Consider the following 15687-nt stretch of genomic DNA (forward strand, 5'->3'; position numbering starts at 1 on the left):
AGCTGACAAGAGCCTATCTCAAATAGGCGTCTTTGTCGCAGGCAGATTGGAGAAAACTCCAAAATGACAGGTGACATGGCCCAGATGGATCCGGCGCTCATTCTACGTCAATTTTTGTTCGGCAATCAGCTTAAACACGATAACGACGTGAATATTTTTTACGCCCCGGGTCGATCGGCTCCGGCGACGCGAAAAAGTCACCCTGCCCGCCGCGGATCCCACGCTCTTTCAGCGTCTGCCACTCGTTGCGCGTACGCACGCTGGCGGCGAACACTTGAGCGTGCGTCCCCGCGCAGGCCCCGGTCAGGCTCTGCACGAACAGCTGATTTTCGTCCCGCTTATCGATACTCCGCACCAGCCCCGGATGGAGCTTGACGATCTCCACCTGCAGCGACTTGATATAGGACGTACTGACCACGGTTAAACCCGCTTTGGACACCGCGAGGCGGCAGCCCAGCCCTGACAACAGCCTCAGCACCGGACGAAGACGGTCGATATGTTGACACACATCTGCCTCCGCAAGTTCAATCAGAATTCGCCGACGCTGACTTTTTTCGCACTGCAGCAGCGTATCGCGCAGCCAGCGCTGGAAAGAGCGCTGCAAAATCGAATCCACGCACAGCGGGAACGCCAGCGTTTCCTCAGGCCATTGCGTCAACAAGGGGATGATGCGACTCACCTGCTGGCGATCGTAGCTCTCCGCCAACCCCAACTGCTGAACCAGCGGCATATATTCCGCCGGCAGCAACTCCTGGGAGCCGTCATAGATCCGGCTCATGATCTCGCGATGGTGCACTTCGCCTTCCACGGTGACCGCCGGTTTCTGATACAGCCGCGGGCCGCCGCGCGCCAGCACCTGTTCCAGCAGCGTGCGCCACTTGACGCTGCCGCGCCCCATTTCCGGCACCTGGCTGTCGTACACATACCAACCGTTTTCGCCCTGCAGCGTGGCATGGCGCGTCGCCTGCTCCGCATAGTCGATCACCTGCTCCGTGGTTTGGCCGCTGCGGTACGCCACGATGCCGATGTGAAGGAAGGCCTCACGGTCGATCAGCGCCGTGGAAGGCAAGGCATCGATGGCGTTGACCAGCTGTGACGCGATGCCGTCGGCCTCCTTCAGGGTGCGATGCGGCAACAGCACGGTAAAATCGCTGTGGAAATAGCGCGCCAGCAGCGCCGACGGGTAGCGCATCACGAAAGTCGACAGCAGATTGACCAGCGAATACATCAGCTCCTGCACCGCCACGCTGCCGTGCGTGTCGCGCAGGGTCTCGAAATCGGGCAGCCGCACCATCATCACGATGCCGTGCGAACCTTCGTCTTCCAGCTGAGTGGTCAATTGATTATCGAAGAACAGGCGATTGTTAAGCCCGGTTTTGGCGTCCTGTGCGGCGAAGGCGCGGATCAGCGTATCGACCCGGCTGCGCTCTTCCCGCGCTTCCGCCAGATCGGCCAGCAGGCGGTCGAGCGCGCCGCTGACGTTGGCCGGCCACTCACGCACGTCGCCCTGCATGACGTTTTCGCGCTCGCCGTTCAGAATGCGCCGCGCGCGGCGTTCCAGGCGATCTTCACCGTCGGCCTGTTCACGCAGCCAGCGCAGGCTGAACAGCAAAACCACCACCATGACGACGATCGACAGCGTGACAGCGGCGGTGGACTGCAGCGTGCGCACATCGCTGGCGAAGGGATCGAGGTAAGTGATGTACAGCGTGCTGCCCGGGTGCTGCAACAGGGGGCGCGAGATCTGACGATAGCCGTTCAGCGCATCCCAGGGCTCTTTTTTCACCGTCGGCAATTTATAGTTGAGAAACTGGCTGGTACCGGCCTCTACGCGGATCGACACGATGCCGAGCGGGCGCATGACGATCGGCAACCATTTCTCCTGATCGCGCGGCGACTCGTGCAACATGGCCTGATCGAGAGAGGTGACCAGCGAATCAAAGCGACGCTCCTGGCGATCCTGGGTAACGTAAAAGAAGCTGTATGAGCATCCCATCAGCATCAAAAACATCGCCAGCGCGACCAACAGAGTGATCAATGCAGAGAGTTTGGTGGTAAATCGCATCCCTGTGCCTTGTCCGCTATGGTTAAGTGAGTGTTCACCCTTTAGTTAAAAGGGTTGTCCAACCCTAACAAGCCTTGCCGAGGAATAAAACCTGCAAGCGCCATTTTTGTCCTTTATCAGGGCCTGAGCCGCTTATTATGCATATAGTCAAAGAAATGTGATTCAGCCATTGATAGAAAAGTGTAAACAAGAGGAAGAGTGACATGCGTGCACTGCTATTGGAACAACAAGACGACCAAACTCTGGCTCATATCAAAGATATCGACAGCGGCCAATTGCCGGAGGGTGATGTTACCGTCGACATCAACTGGTCCAGCCTGAATTACAAGGATGCGCTGGCGATCACCGGCAAAGGCAAGATCGTGCGCAACTTCCCGATGGTGCCGGGCATCGACTTCGCCGGCACCGTGCGCCACAGCCGCGACGATCGTTTCAAAGAGGGCCAAAGCGTGGTGCTCACCGGCTGGGGCGTGGGTGAACACCACTGGGGCGGATTGGCCGAGCAGGCGCGCGTTTCCGGCGAGTGGCTGGTGCCGCTGCCGAACGGCCTCGATGAGCGCAAGGCGATGATCATCGGCACCGCCGGCTTTACCGCCATGCTGTGCGTAATGGCGCTGGAGGAAGGCGGCGTGCACCCGGACGACGGCGACATCCTGGTCACCGGCGCCAGCGGCGGCGTGGGCAGCACCGCCATCGCTCTGCTGGCGGCGCTGGGTTACCGGGTGACCGCCATCAGCGGCCGCGACAGCAATACCGACTACCTGAAGGCGCTCGGCGCCAAAGAGGTGATGTCCCGCGATGGCTATATCGACACGCCGCGTCCGTTGGAAAAACAGCTGTGGGCCGGCGCGGTGGACACCGTCGGCGACAAACTGCTGGCGCGGGTGCTGGCGCAGATGAACTATAACGGCACCGTCGCCGCCTGCGGCCTGGCGGGCGGCTATCAACTGCCGACCACCGTGATGCCGTTCATTCTGCGCAACGTGCGCCTGCAGGGCGTGGACTCGGTGCATACGCCGCTGCATCGCCGCCAAACCGCCTGGGAACGGCTGGCCGGCATTCTGCCGGACAGCTTCTATCAGCAGGCCACGCACCAAATCCCTCTCGAACAGGCACCGGCCACCGCCGCCGCGCTGCTGAACAACCAAATCACCGGCCGCACCCTGGTGAAGATTCGTTGACGCGCTCCCCCCGGCAACGGGGGGTCTCCGGCTTCTGCGAAATTTCATATTTTCCCGCGCCCCCTCGCTTCCGGCCGGCTTTAACGCCATGCTTATTTCATGGAGACCCACCCGCCGCTCCCCGGCGGCGGGGATCAGTCGCGGAGAACATAAGCATGAACAAACACCCTAAATTGACCGAGGCCGACGTCACGCCGGAGAGCGTGTTCCACCAGCGGCGCAAAGTGCTGCAGGCGCTCGGCATCACCGCCGCTTCGCTGGCGCTGCCTACCGGCGCGCAGGCGGACCTGCTGTCGTGGTTTAAAGGCAACGATCGCCCCAAGGCGCCGCCGGGCAAAGCGCTGGCATTCAGCAAGCCGGCCGCCTGGCAGGCCCAGTTGGCGATGACGCCGGAAGACAAGGTCACCGGCTACAACAACTTCTATGAATTCGGTCTCGACAAGGCCGATCCGGCCGCCAACGCCGGCGGGCTGAAGACCGAAGGCTGGAAAGTGCGCATCGACGGCGAAGTGGCGAAGCCGATAACGCTGGATATCGACGATCTGATGAAGCGTTTCCCGCTGGAGCAGCGCATTTACCGCATGCGCTGCGTCGAGGCCTGGTCGATGGTGGTGCCGTGGATCGGTTTCGAACTGGGCAAGCTTATCAAGCTGGCCGAACCGAACAGCAACGCGCGCTACGTGGCCTTCCAGACGCTGTACGATCCGGAACAGATGCCCGGCCAGAAAGATCGCTTTATCGGCGGCGGCCTGAAATATCCCTACGTCGAAGGGCTGCGGCTGGACGAGGCGATGCATCCGCTGGCGCTGCTGACCGTCGGCGTGTACGGCAAAACCCTGCCGCCGCAAAACGGCGCGCCGCTGCGGCTGATTACGCCGTGGAAATACGGCTTCAAAGGCATTAAATCGATCGTGCACATCCGTTTGGTGCGCGATCAGCCGCCGACCACCTGGAACCAATCCGCGCCGAACGAGTACGGTTTTTACGCCAACGTGAATCCGCACGTCGATCATCCGCGCTGGTCACAGGCTACCGAGCGCTTCATCGGCTCCGGCGGCATTCTCGATGTCAAACGCCAACCGACGCTGCTGTTTAACGGCTATGCCGATCAGGTGGCATCGCTGTATCGCGGCATGGATCTGCGGGAGAATTTCTAAGTGCGCCTGACGCCTGTTCATATCAAATGGCTGAAAGCCGCCCTGCATCTGGCGGCGTTTCTGCCCTTTCTCTGGCTGGTGTTGGCGGTGGACCAGGGCTGGTTCAGCGCCGATCCGTCCAAGGACATCCAGCATTTTACCGGCAGGATGACGCTGAAACTGCTGCTGGCCACGCTGATGATCGCCCCGCTGGCGCGCTACGCCCGTCAGCCGCTGCTGCTCCGCTGCCGGCGTCTGGTGGGGCTGTGGTGCTTTGCCTGGGGCACGCTGCACCTGATAAGCTACTCCACGCTGGAGCTGGGGCTGAGCAATCTCGGCCTGCTGGGCAGCGAACTGGTGAACCGGCCCTATTTGACGCTCGGCATCCTCACCTGGCTGATCCTGCTGGCGCTGGCGGCCACGTCGACGCTGTGGGCGATGCGCAAACTGGGCGCCAAATGGCAAACGTTGCACAACTTCGTCTATCTGGCGGCGATCCTCGCTCCCATCCACTACCTGTGGTCGGTCAAAACCTTTTCACCCCAGCCGTTCATTTACGCGTTGCTGGCGGTGGCGCTGCTGGGATTGCGTTATAAGAAGTTCCGCGCCTGGTGGCGCTGAATCGCACGGCGGCGCGCGTTATCGCCGTAGAAAAACACGCGCCGTCGGCGGGAACTTTTTCTGTGTTCCAGCGCTCATATTGCTGTCACGGATCCCCGAGTTCGTCGATTTGGGGTTGAATATCTTCGCTGATAAGACCAGTATTTAGCTGCGAATTGCTACGATATCGTTATAATGCCCGACCTTGTTTCTGTTCTCAGGGTGAATTTACCCCTTAACAGGTGACAAATCGGTAACATCGGGTTATTTTCTACGATGATGGTTTTATTGCCGGAGATACCAGCACAATGGCGGATAAGTTTCACATTTTGCTTCTGAACGGCCCCAATCTCAATCTGCTGGGGACGCGTGAGCCGGAGAAGTACGGCAGCACGACGCTGACAGAGATTGTTAACGGATTGGAAAACCAGGCATCCGCATTGGATATTACCCTGAGCCATCTGCAATCCAACGCCGAGCATCAGCTGATCGATCACATCCATCAGGCGCGCGGCAACACCGATTTCATTCTGATAAACCCGGCGGCGTTCACGCACACCAGCGTGGCGCTGCGCGATGCGTTGTTGGCGGTGCAGATCCCGTTCATCGAGATCCACCTGTCCAACGTGCACGCCCGCGAACCTTTCCGCCATCACTCTTATCTCTCAGACGTAGCGGTAGGCGTGATTTGCGGCCTCGGCGCGGATGGCTACGTTTTCGCTTTACAGGCAGCGGTTAACCGTCTGTCGAAAACCCACTAATTGCTCCACAAAAAGAGTACGGAATCACACTCATGGATATTCGTAAAATCAAGAAACTGATCGAACTGGTTGAAGAATCAGGCATTTCTGAACTGGAAATCTCTGAAGGCGAAGAATCGGTTCGCATCAGCCGTGCCGCACCGGCGCAGGCTTATCCCGTCATGCAGCAGGCCTACGCGATGCCGGCACAGCAGCAGCCAGCTCTGGCTACCGCCGTCGCCACCGCACCTGCGGCAGAAACCCCTGCAGCACCGGCGGCCATGAGTGGCCACGTCGTTCGTTCTCCGATGGTAGGTACCTTCTACCGCACCCCAAGCCCGGACGCGAAAGCCTTCGTGGAAGTGGGCCAGAAAGTGAACGCCGGCGATACCCTGTGCATCGTTGAAGCCATGAAAATGATGAACCAGATCGAAGCGGACAAGTCCGGCGTCGTGAAAGCCATCCTGGTGGAAAACGGCCAGCCGGTCGAATATGACGAGCCGCTGGTCGTCATCGAATAACGAGGCGCCCCCATGCTTGATAAAATTGTTATCGCCAACCGCGGCGAGATCGCGCTTCGCATCCTGCGTGCCTGTAAAGAACTGGGCATCAAGACCGTTGCGGTTCACTCCGCAGCCGACCGCGATCTGAAACACGTACTGCTGGCCGACGAGACCGTCTGCATCGGTCCCGCGCCATCGGTAAAAAGCTATCTGAACATCCCGGCCATCATCTCGGCGGCGGAAATCACCGGCGCCGTGGCGATCCACCCGGGCTACGGCTTCCTGTCCGAGAACGCCGATTTCGCCGAGCAGGTTGAACGCTCCGGCTTCATCTTCATCGGCCCGAGAGCCGAAACCATCCGCCTGATGGGCGACAAGGTTTCCGCGATCAACGCCATGAAAAAAGCCGGCGTGCCTTGCGTGCCTGGCTCCGACGGCCCGCTGACCGACGACATGGATAAAAACCGTGCCTTCGCCAAGCGCATCGGCTATCCGGTGATCATCAAGGCCTCAGGCGGCGGCGGCGGTCGCGGCATGCGCGTCGTGCGCAGCGATAAAGACCTTGAGCAGTCCATCAACATGACGAAAGCGGAAGCCAAAGCGGCTTTCAACAACGACATGGTGTACATGGAAAAATACCTGGAGAATCCGCGTCACATCGAGATTCAGGTATTGGCCGACGGCCAGGGCAACGCCATCTATCTGGCCGAGCGCGACTGCTCCATGCAGCGCCGCCACCAGAAAGTGGTCGAAGAAGCGCCAGCGCCGGGCATCACCAGCGAAATGCGCCGCTACATCGGCGAGCGTTGCTCGAAAGCCTGTGTGGAAATCGGCTACCGCGGTGCGGGCACCTTCGAGTTCCTGTATGAAAACGGCGAGTTCTATTTCATCGAAATGAACACCCGTATTCAGGTAGAGCACCCGGTTACCGAAATGATCACCGGCGTGGATCTGATCAAAGAGCAGCTGCGCATCGCTGCCGGTCAGCCACTGTCGATCAAACAGGAAGAAGTGAAGATCCACGGCCATGCGGTAGAATGCCGTATCAACGCCGAAGATCCGAACACCTTCCTGCCGAGCCCGGGCAAGATCACCCGCTTCCACGCGCCAGGCGGTTTCGGCGTGCGTTGGGAATCTCATATCTACGCCGGTTATACCGTACCGCCGTACTATGACTCCATGATCGGCAAACTGATCACCTTCGGCGAAAACCGTGACGTGGCGATTGCCCGCATGAAAAACGCCCTGGCTGAACTGATCATCGACGGCATCAAAACCAACGTTGAGCTGCAGCAGAAGATCATGAACGACGAAAACTTCCAGCACGGTGGCACCAACATCCACTATCTGGAGAAGAAGCTGGGTCTGCAGGAAACCTAAGGCAGCCACGCAGCATCGTCTGACGAAAGGCCGGTTAATCACCGGCCTTTTTCTTTGGCACTACCGCCAGTAACGGCTTGGCAAAACGCCGTCATGCCGTAAAATTCCCTACCTTTGATGAATCCATCACCGTAAACCTATGGGAGACACGGATGGACAAACGCTTTATCCAGGCGCACCGCGAAGCGCGCTGGGCGCTGGGGCTGACGCTGCTCTACCTGCTGGCCTGGGGCCTGGCGGCCTATTTGCCGGACAGCGCCATCGGCGTCACCGGCCTGCCGCACTGGTTCGAAATGGCCTGTCTGCTGGTGCCGCTGCTGTTCATCGGCCTGTGCTGGCTGATGGTGCGCACGGTGTTCCGCGACATTTCGCTGGAGGACCGCGATGCAAACTGAAGTGATTCTGCCGCTGATCGCCTACCTGTTGCTGGTGTTCGGCCTGTCGGTGTACGCCTATCGCCGCCGCCAGAGCGGGAATTTCCTCAGCGAATACTTCCTCGGCAACCGCTCGATGGGCGGCTTTGTGCTGGCGATGACCCTGACCGCCACCTACATCAGCGCCAGTTCGTTTATCGGCGGCCCCGGCGCCGCTTACAAATACGGCCTGGGCTGGGTGCTGCTGGCGATGATCCAACTGCCAGCGGTGTGGCTGTCGCTCGGCGTGCTGGGCAAGAAATTCGCCATCCTGGCGCGCCGCTACAACGCCATCACCCTCAATGACATGCTGTATGGCCGCTACCAAAGCCGCCTGCTGGTGTGGCTGGCCAGCCTCAGCCTGCTGGTGGCGTTCCTCGGCGCCATGACGGTGCAGTTTATCGGCGGCGCCCGGCTGCTGGAGACCGCCGCCGGCATTCCTTACGACACCGGTCTGCTGATCTTCGGCATCAGCATCGCGCTCTACACCGCCTTTGGCGGCTTCCGCGCCAGCGTGCTGAACGACGCCATGCAGGGGCTGGTGATGCTACTCGGCACCGTGTTGCTGCTGGTGGCGGTGATCCATGCCGCCGGCGGACTGGACAGCGCGGTGCACAAGCTGCAGCAGATCGATCCGGCGCTGGTCTCGCCGCAGGGCGGCGATCAGATCCTCAGCCTGCCGTTTATGGCGTCGTTCTGGATCCTGGTGTGCTTCGGGGTGATCGGCCTGCCCCACACCGCCGTGCGCTGCATCTCCTATAAGGACAGCAAAGCGGTCCATCGCGGCATTCTGCTCGGTACCGTGGTGGTGGCAGTGCTGATGTTCGGCATGCATCTGGCCGGCGCGCTCGGCCGCGCGGTGCTGCCGGATCTCAAGATCCCCGATCAGGTGATCCCGACGCTGATGATCACCGTGCTGCCGCCGTACGCCGCCGGGATCTTTTTGGCGGCGCCGATGGCGGCGATCATGTCGACCATCAACGCCCAACTGCTGCAATCCTCCGCCACCATCATCAAGGATCTCTATCTTGGCGTGAGGCCGCAGCAGATCCACAACGAGCGGTTGATCAAGCGCTTTTCCAGCCTGACCACGCTGATCCTCGGCCTGCTGGTGCTGCTGGCGGCCTGGCGGCCGCCGGAGATGATCATCTGGCTCAACCTGCTGGCTTTCGGCGGGCTGGAGGCGGTATTCCTGTGGCCGCTGGTGCTGGGCCTGTACTGGGAGCGCGCCAATGCTCAGGGAGCGCTTAGCTCAATGGTGTCGGGTGCGGTATGCTATACGCTATTGGCCAGCTTCAACCTGCAACCGGCGGGGCTGCATCCTATCGTGCCTTCGCTGTTGCTCAGCCTGTTGGCGTTTTATCTCGGTAACGTCGTCGGCGAAAAGCGCCGGGCGACGTCATCATTACCCTCTTGAAGAGAATTGCTATGCCTTGGATCCAACTCAAACTCAACACCACCGGCAGCCAGGCGGAAGACCTGAGCGACGCGCTGGTGGAAAGCGGCGCCGTGTCGGTGACCTTCCAGGACACCCACGACAACCCGGTGTTCGAACCCTTGCCGGGTGAAACCCTGCTGTGGGGCGATACCGACGTGATCGGCCTGTACGACGCCGAGACCGATATGGCCGAGGTGGTGGCGATGCTGGAACAGCGCCCGCTGCTGGGCGCCGGTTTCCGCCACAAGATAGAACAGCTGGAGGATAAGGACTGGGAGCGCGAGTGGATGGACAACTTCCACCCGATGCGCTTCGGCGAGCGCTTGTGGATCTGCCCGAGCTGGCGTGACGTGCCGGATCCCGACGCGGTCAACGTCATGCTCGATCCGGGCCTGGCGTTCGGCACCGGCACTCACCCGACCACCGCGCTGTGCCTGCAGTGGCTGGACGGCCTCGATCTGGCCGGCAAAACCGTTATCGACTTCGGCTGTGGTTCCGGCATCCTGGCGATCGCCGCCCTGAAGCTCGGTGCGGCGCGCGCTATCGGCATCGACATCGATCCCCAGGCCATTCAGGCCAGCCGCGACAACGCGCAGCGTAACGGCGTTTCAGAGCGTCTGGAGCTGTATCTGCCGAAAGACCAGCCGGCGGACCTGCTGGCGGACGTAGTGGTCGCCAACATCCTTGCCGGCCCGCTGCGCGAGCTGGCGCCGCTGATCGGCTGCCTGCCGAAGGCCGGCGGCCATCTGGGGCTGTCCGGCGTGCTGGCCAGCCAGGCGAGCAGCGTAGCAGAAGCCTACGAAGAGAAGTTCGCGCTCGACCCGGTCGCCGAGCGCGAAGAGTGGTGCCGCATCACCGGCCGCCGCAAATAAGCGACACGGCGCGTCGTTCTGTCATCCACCGGCCCTGCGCCGGTGGATTTTTTTTGTCCGGCGATCGGCCCGCGAACGACACAAAATTTTATCCACTTTTTCGCCGTTCAACGACGGATCGCCCTGACAATGCGCCTTCCAGGCAGGCTATCCCGGCCAAAACAGCGGGTGAATGCAGATAATATCCTGCACAAAGGCGAATATTTTGTCGCACACAAAATAAGCACTTTTCGTCAACTTATTGTAAAATATATATAATATTTTTATGAATCACCGCGTAGCGCATTTTTCGCCCTAATATCGGGCCAATTGGTTAAAGTTTGGCCTTTCATCTCGGCGCAAAAATGCGTAATATACGCGCCCTTGCGGACACAGTATGGTCACTCTTTGTCTATGCGCATTGGACACCACCAGCTTACTAATTGCCTGATTGCGGCCCCGATGGCCGGTATTACAGATCGCCCGTTCAGAACCCTCTGTCATGCAATGGGTGCTGGGATGGCTGTATCCGAAATGCTCTCCTCCAACCCGGAGGTGTGGCGGACGGATAAGTCGCGTCTGCGTATGGTGCATAGCGATGAACCAGGGATCCGCTCCGTGCAGATTGCCGGATGCGATCCTGATGATATGGCCGCCGCCGCGCGTATTAACGTGGCCAGCGGCGCGCAGATCATCGACATCAATATGGGATGCCCTGCCAAAAAAGTGAACCGGAAGCTTGCCGGGTCCGCCTTGTTGCAGTACCCGGATCTGGTAAAACGGATCCTCCACGCGGTGGTTGACGCGGTGGATGTGCCGGTAACGCTGAAGATTCGCACCGGCTGGGCGCCAGAGCATCGTAACTGTGTAGAGATTGCCCAACTGGCCGAAGACTGTGGTATTCAGGCCCTGACGATTCACGGCCGAACCCGCGCCTGTCTGTTTAACGGCGACGCGGAATACGACAGCATTCGGGCAGTTAAGCAGAGTGTTTCCATTCCGATTATCGCGAATGGGGATATTACTGACCCGCATAAAGCCAGAGCAGTGCTCGACTACACCGGGGCCGACGCCCTGATGATAGGCCGCGCTGCTCAGGGGAGACCCTGGATCTTCCGGGAAATCCAGCATTATCTGGACACTGGGGAGTTGCTGCCGCCGCTGCCGCTTGGCGAGGTGAAGCGCTTGTTGATTGGGCACATTCGGGAATTGCACGGCTTCTATGGCCAAGGCAAGGGATTCCGGATTGCTCGTAAGCACGTGTCCTGGTATCTCCAGGAACACGCTCCGAATGACCAGTTTCGGCGCACATTCAACGCCATAGAGGATGCCAGCGAACAGCTGGAGGCGTTGGAGGCATATTTCGAAAATCTTAGCGTAAAAAAAGAGCTGACAGAACTATGTTCGAACAACGCGTAAATTCTGACGTACTGACCGTTTCTACCGTTAACTCACAAGATCAGGTGACTCAAAAGCCTCTGCGTGACTCGGTTAAACAAGCACTGAAGAACTATTTTGCTCAACTGAATGGTCAAGACGTAAATGACCTGTATGAGCTGGTACTGGCTGAAGTTGAACAGCCACTGTTGGACATGGTGATGCAATACACCCGTGGCAACCAGACCCGCGCAGCCCTGATGATGGGCATCAACCGCGGCACGCTGCGTAAGAAGCTGAAAAAATACGGCATGAACTGATACTAGTCAGTTAACGTGTTGAAAAGGCGCAACCTTGCAAGAGGCGGCGCCTTTTTCTTTGGGGCATTCCCGGTTTGCGAGCAATAAAAAAGGCCGCAGCGCGGCCCTTGGGGTAAAGCGGAGACCTTACTCGGTCACTTTGTTCTTGAGGCTTTCCGCCCCTTGCTTGGTCTTATCCCAAGCCTTCTCCGACCCCTGTTTGGTGGAGTGCCAGGCCTTTTGCGAGCCTTCGCTCACTTTACTGCCGACGCTATCGCTCTTGCCTTCGGCGGCGTGCTTGGCTTTCAGCTTCAGCTCTTCACCCTTGTCCTGAGACTGGTGCAGCTTTTCTTTGGCGGTATCCGCCCCTTTATGCGCTTCGGCAACGACCTCGTTGCTGGCGTGAGCGGCGGTGTCGGTCGCGGTATCGGCGGCGAACACCGGGGAAGCGAGCAGCAGTGCAGACAAGGCAATGATTGATTTCTTCATAAGTCCCTCTTTTCTCAGATACGTGCCATTCGTCATGAAACAAGATGGCATAAAATGCCCCTCGAACGATTTAAGAATAGGACTAAAACCAAAAAAATCGATATAAAATTTTATTTTTAATATATTTCTTGTTCTTTTATGCCACTTACGCGGATCACGGTCAAAGAGCACGAAAACGTTAAATTTTTCCTGTCACAAAACTATAATTTGTACGAATTATTAACAAGCACTAACACGGATGGATTCTATGGTTGCCGCGATCATTATCGGCATTTTCATCGTCAGCTTCCTCTACGCACACTCCCGCGGCAAAGAGAAACAAAAGGTTACCCGCCAACTGTTCGATCACTCCACGTTTATGGGGCCGATCAACATGTTTATGACCGGTTTCTCCCGTTTGCCCGCCAAACAGCCCTATTTCGACGAAAAAGGCTTCCCGGAACTGCAAACGCTGACCGACAACTGGCAGGTGATCCGCGAGGAAGCGGTGCGTCTGCAGGATCACATCAAAAAGGCGCAGTCGCACAACGACGCCGGTTTCAACACCTTCTTCAAACGCGGCTGGAAACGTTTTTATCTGAAGTGGTACAGCGACAGCCACCCTTCGGCGCAGACGCTGTGCCCGAAAACCGTCGAGCTGCTCAACCGCATCCCGTCGGTCAAAGCTGCTATGTTCGCCGAGCTGCCGCCCGGCAGCCATTTGGGTAAACACCGCGACCCTTACGCCGGTTCGGTGCGCTATCACCTGGGGCTGATGACGCCTAACGACGATCGCTGCTTTATCGAAGTGGACGGCGAGTCACACAGCTGGCGCGACGGCCAGGCGGTGATCTTCGACGAAACCTACGTGCACTGGGCGCAAAACGCCACCGACCAGACGCGCATCATTCTGTTTTGCGACGTCGAGCGGCCGATGAAGTGGCGCTGGGCGCAGGCGGTCAACCACTGGGTCGGCTCCACGCTGATGTCGGCGGCCAGTTCGCCGAACGACGACCAGGACCGCACCGGCGGCATCAACCGCATCTTCAAATACGTCAATGCGGTGCGCGACGCCGGCCAGCGCCTGAAAGCGCGCAATCGCCGCGGCTACTACCTGCTGAAATGGCTGGTGATCGCCGCAATTTTCGCCGCCATTATCATTCCCAGCCTATAAAACGCGCCAATCTTCAATCCAGGGGCAACGCGAATGAGAATATTCGCATGCCCCTCTTCCGCCACACCCCGTAACCTGTGCTAGCATAAGCATTCCTAGAGCCGCCTCCGCTGGCCAACAGCTATCCCTCCGAAGCCTGATAGCAGCGCAAACCGCCCTTCGAATGTAAATGTTTAGTCAATTATGGAATTCTGACTAAACCCTGGTCATGCCCGGGTGTCTGAGTGGTCGTATCGCTATCGAGTGGAACCTTTATGCGTTACAGCTTGCTGCCCCCTTTAACGTATAAAACGAGTTTCTATGAAACCTGCAAAAGCATTTCAACCGGCCTTGTTGCACCCGCGCTACTGGCTGACCTGGTTCGGCCTCGCTCTGCTGTTCCTGCTGGTCCAGCTCCCCTACCCGCTGCTCAACCGGCTGGGGGTATGGATGGGCCGCACCTCGATGCGTTTTCTTAAGCGCCGCGTCGCCATCACCCGCCGCAACCTAGAGCTGTGCTTCCCCGAGATGGACGAAGCGCAGCGCGAACGCAAAGTGGTAGGCAACTTCGAATCTCTCGGCATGGGGCTGTTGGAAACCGGTATGGCCTGGTTCTGGCCGGATAAACGCGTCAAGCGCTGGTTCAACGTCTCCGGCATCAATCACCTCAAAGTGGCGCAGCGGGACGATCGCGGCGTGCTGGTGATCGGCGTGCATTTCATGTCGCTGGAGCTGGGTGGCCGGGCGATGGGCCTGTGCCAGCCGATGATGGCGATGTACCGCCCGCACAACAACAAGGCGATGGAGTGGGCGCAGACCAAGGGCCGCATGCGTTCCAACAAGGCGATGATCGATCGCAAGGATCTGCGCGGCATGGTGCACGCACTCAAGCGCGGCGAGGCGGTGTGGTTCGCGCCGGACCAGGACTACGGCCCGCGCGGCAGCGTATTCGCCCCGCTGTTCGCCGTCGATCAGGCCGCCACCACCAGCGGCACCTTTATGCTGGCGCGCATGGCCAATCCGGCGCTGGTGCCGGTGGTGCTGATCCGCCGCGAAGGCGGGCGCGGCTACGACCTGCTGATTCAGCCGGCCCTGGAGGACTATCCGCTCAGCGACGAACAGGCGGCGGCGGCCTACATGAACAAAGTGATCGAGAAAGAGATCATGCGCGCGCCGGAGCAATATCTCTGGCTGCACCGCCGCTTCAAAACCCGACCGGCCGGCGCGCCGTCGCTGTACTGAGCTTCTCTTGCCAGCCCGGCCAACGCCGGGCTTTTTTGTGCGCCGCGTATAAAAAACGGCGGCTCAATATCCCGCTTTGCTGTAATCTCCTTTTTTACCCGCACAGGAAAGGAAATGATGAAAGCTCAAGTCCGCATTGCTCTGGTCGGTGATTACAATCCGCAAGCCGTCGCCCATCAGGCCATCCCCGTGGCGCTCCAGCTTACCGCCGCTCACCTCGACATCGACGTTCAGCCTCAATGGCTGCCGACCGAAACCCTGACCTCCCCCGAAGTCCTGCAAGATTTCGACGCCGTTTGGGTAGTGCCGGGCAGCCCGTATCGTCACGACGACGGCGCCTTTATGGCGATCAGGCATGCGCGGGAAAACGACGTGCCATTCCTCGGCTCCTGCGGCGGTTTTCAATACGCTATCGTCGAGTACGCCCGCAACGTGATGGGCTGGCACGACGCCGGTCATGCCGAAACCGACAGCGGCGGCCGGCTGGTGATCGCCCCGCTGAGCTGCTCGCTGGTGGAAAAAACCGGCGACATCGTTTTTCAGTCGGGCAGCCGCGTCGCGCGGGCCTACGGCAGCCTGAACACCCATGAAGGCTACCACTGCAACTTCGGCGTCAATCCGGAATTCGTCGCCGATCTTGAGCGCTTCCCGCTGATCATCAGCGGCCACGACACCGAAGGCGACGTGCGCGCTATCGAACTGCCGGGCCGGCGCTTTTACGTCGCCACGCTGTTCCAGTCGGAACGCGCCGCGCTGCGCGGCGAGCTTTCACCGCTGGTGGTGGAGCTCGTCAAAACCGCCGCTAACGGATAAAAAAAAGCCCTCTTGCGAGGGCTTCACC

The 15687-nt window shown here is 59.4% G+C and carries 16 protein-coding genes; 14 read left to right on the plus strand and 2 right to left on the minus strand.

The window, feature by feature from the left end; all coding sequences use genetic code 11:
* Positions 1-130: 130 nt before the first annotated feature.
* Positions 131-2065, minus strand: coding sequence for an RNase E specificity factor CsrD (gene csrD, locus AC6BYQ_RS17725; RefSeq protein WP_498057287.1), 1935 nt, complete (start codon positions 2063-2065; stop codon positions 131-133).
* A gap of 203 nt (positions 2066-2268) precedes the next feature.
* Here csrD and acuI point away from each other — a divergent pair, with 203 nt between their 5' ends.
* From acuI to fis, 11 genes are all read left to right on the plus strand, one after another.
* Positions 2269-3246 carry an acrylyl-CoA reductase (NADPH) gene (gene acuI, locus AC6BYQ_RS17730; protein WP_435981427.1) on the plus strand — a complete coding sequence of 326 codons (978 nt, stop codon included), beginning with the start codon at positions 2269-2271 and terminating at the stop codon, positions 3244-3246.
* Between the two features lie 155 nt (positions 3247-3401).
* The gene (gene msrP / locus AC6BYQ_RS17735) at positions 3402-4403 is read left to right on the plus strand and encodes a protein-methionine-sulfoxide reductase catalytic subunit MsrP (protein ID WP_063918684.1); all 1002 of its coding nucleotides are present in this window, start codon (positions 3402-3404) and stop codon (positions 4401-4403) included.
* Positions 4404-5003, plus strand: coding sequence for a protein-methionine-sulfoxide reductase heme-binding subunit MsrQ (gene msrQ, locus AC6BYQ_RS17740; protein WP_498057288.1), 600 nt, complete (start codon positions 4404-4406; stop codon positions 5001-5003).
* A 287-nt stretch (positions 5004-5290) separates the two neighbouring features.
* Positions 5291-5743, plus strand: a complete 453-nt coding sequence (gene aroQ / locus AC6BYQ_RS17745; RefSeq protein ID WP_498057289.1) for a type II 3-dehydroquinate dehydratase — start codon at positions 5291-5293, stop codon at positions 5741-5743.
* A gap of 32 nt (positions 5744-5775) precedes the next feature.
* On the plus strand, positions 5776-6243 hold the full coding sequence (gene accB / locus AC6BYQ_RS17750; RefSeq protein ID WP_019453176.1) for an acetyl-CoA carboxylase biotin carboxyl carrier protein: 468 nt from the start codon (positions 5776-5778) through the stop codon (positions 6241-6243).
* A 12-nt stretch (positions 6244-6255) separates the two neighbouring features.
* Positions 6256-7605 carry an acetyl-CoA carboxylase biotin carboxylase subunit gene (gene accC, locus AC6BYQ_RS17755; protein ID WP_019453177.1) on the plus strand — a complete coding sequence of 450 codons (1350 nt, stop codon included), beginning with the start codon at positions 6256-6258 and terminating at the stop codon, positions 7603-7605.
* A 152-nt stretch (positions 7606-7757) separates the two neighbouring features.
* Positions 7758-8000, plus strand: a complete 243-nt coding sequence (locus tag AC6BYQ_RS17760) for a YhdT family protein (protein WP_004936865.1) — start codon at positions 7758-7760, stop codon at positions 7998-8000.
* Positions 7990-9435: a sodium/pantothenate symporter gene (panF, locus tag AC6BYQ_RS17765; RefSeq protein ID WP_435981426.1), complete on the plus strand. Its 1446-nt coding sequence runs from the start codon at positions 7990-7992 to the stop codon at positions 9433-9435. Before AC6BYQ_RS17760 ends, panF begins: the two co-directional genes overlap by 11 nt.
* 11 nt (positions 9436-9446) lie before the next feature.
* Positions 9447-10328: a 50S ribosomal protein L11 methyltransferase gene (gene prmA, locus AC6BYQ_RS17770; protein WP_498057290.1), complete on the plus strand. Its 882-nt coding sequence runs from the start codon at positions 9447-9449 to the stop codon at positions 10326-10328.
* 393 nt (positions 10329-10721) lie between these two features.
* Positions 10722-11726 carry a tRNA dihydrouridine synthase DusB gene (dusB, locus tag AC6BYQ_RS17775; protein ID WP_004936856.1) on the plus strand — a complete coding sequence of 335 codons (1005 nt, stop codon included), beginning with the start codon at positions 10722-10724 and terminating at the stop codon, positions 11724-11726.
* Positions 11708-12004 (plus strand): DNA-binding transcriptional regulator Fis, encoded by a 297-nt coding sequence (gene fis / locus AC6BYQ_RS17780; RefSeq protein WP_000462905.1) that lies wholly within the window; start codon positions 11708-11710, stop codon positions 12002-12004. Before dusB ends, fis begins: the two co-directional genes overlap by 19 nt.
* Positions 12005-12130: 126 nt before the next feature.
* Here the strand turns inward: fis and AC6BYQ_RS17785 are convergent, their stop codons facing one another.
* Positions 12131-12472 (minus strand): KPN_00521 family repetitive protein, encoded by a 342-nt coding sequence (locus AC6BYQ_RS17785; protein WP_019453181.1) that lies wholly within the window; start codon positions 12470-12472, stop codon positions 12131-12133.
* Positions 12473-12719: 247 nt separating this feature from the next.
* On the opposite strand from AC6BYQ_RS17785, the gene lpxO reads away from it, so the two are divergent.
* The 3 genes from lpxO to AC6BYQ_RS17800 all read left to right on the plus strand — a co-directional run bounded on the left by lpxO (position 12720) and on the right by AC6BYQ_RS17800 (position 15659).
* Positions 12720-13625 (plus strand): lipid A hydroxylase LpxO, encoded by a 906-nt coding sequence (gene lpxO / locus AC6BYQ_RS17790; RefSeq protein ID WP_019453182.1) that lies wholly within the window; start codon positions 12720-12722, stop codon positions 13623-13625.
* Between the two features lie 300 nt (positions 13626-13925).
* A complete protein-coding gene (lpxP, locus tag AC6BYQ_RS17795) occupies positions 13926-14846 on the plus strand; it encodes a kdo(2)-lipid IV(A) palmitoleoyltransferase (RefSeq protein WP_063918681.1) in 921 nt (306 codons plus the stop codon).
* Positions 14847-14960: 114 nt separating this feature from the next.
* Positions 14961-15659, plus strand: a complete 699-nt coding sequence (locus tag AC6BYQ_RS17800; protein WP_498057291.1) for a CTP synthase C-terminal region-related (seleno)protein — start codon at positions 14961-14963, stop codon at positions 15657-15659.
* Positions 15660-15687: the final 28 nt, after the last annotated feature.

The organism is Serratia sp. LTN-2, from assembly GCF_059740205.1.

What these genes read in the sequence shown, in the direction of transcription:
- csrD (WP_498057287.1), bottom strand. Translation starts at nt 2,065, where the DNA reads ATGCGATTTACCACCAAACTCTCTGCATTGATCACTCTGTTGGTCGCG.
- acuI (WP_435981427.1), top strand. Translation starts at nt 2,269, where the DNA reads ATGCGTGCACTGCTATTGGAACAACAAGACGACCAAACTCTGGCTCAT.
- msrP (WP_063918684.1), top strand. Translation starts at nt 3,402, where the DNA reads ATGAACAAACACCCTAAATTGACCGAGGCCGACGTCACGCCGGAGAGC.
- aroQ (WP_498057289.1), top strand. Translation starts at nt 5,291, where the DNA reads ATGGCGGATAAGTTTCACATTTTGCTTCTGAACGGCCCCAATCTCAAT.
- accB (WP_019453176.1), top strand. Translation starts at nt 5,776, where the DNA reads ATGGATATTCGTAAAATCAAGAAACTGATCGAACTGGTTGAAGAATCA.
- accC (WP_019453177.1), top strand. Translation starts at nt 6,256, where the DNA reads ATGCTTGATAAAATTGTTATCGCCAACCGCGGCGAGATCGCGCTTCGC.
- AC6BYQ_RS17760 (WP_004936865.1), top strand. Translation starts at nt 7,758, where the DNA reads ATGGACAAACGCTTTATCCAGGCGCACCGCGAAGCGCGCTGGGCGCTG.
- panF (WP_435981426.1), top strand. Translation starts at nt 7,990, where the DNA reads ATGCAAACTGAAGTGATTCTGCCGCTGATCGCCTACCTGTTGCTGGTG.
- prmA (WP_498057290.1), top strand. Translation starts at nt 9,447, where the DNA reads ATGCCTTGGATCCAACTCAAACTCAACACCACCGGCAGCCAGGCGGAA.
- dusB (WP_004936856.1), top strand. Translation starts at nt 10,722, where the DNA reads ATGCGCATTGGACACCACCAGCTTACTAATTGCCTGATTGCGGCCCCG.
- fis (WP_000462905.1), top strand. Translation starts at nt 11,708, where the DNA reads ATGTTCGAACAACGCGTAAATTCTGACGTACTGACCGTTTCTACCGTT.
- AC6BYQ_RS17785 (WP_019453181.1), bottom strand. Translation starts at nt 12,472, where the DNA reads ATGAAGAAATCAATCATTGCCTTGTCTGCACTGCTGCTCGCTTCCCCG.
- lpxO (WP_019453182.1), top strand. Translation starts at nt 12,720, where the DNA reads ATGGTTGCCGCGATCATTATCGGCATTTTCATCGTCAGCTTCCTCTAC.
- lpxP (WP_063918681.1), top strand. Translation starts at nt 13,926, where the DNA reads ATGAAACCTGCAAAAGCATTTCAACCGGCCTTGTTGCACCCGCGCTAC.
- AC6BYQ_RS17800 (WP_498057291.1), top strand. Translation starts at nt 14,961, where the DNA reads ATGATGAAAGCTCAAGTCCGCATTGCTCTGGTCGGTGATTACAATCCG.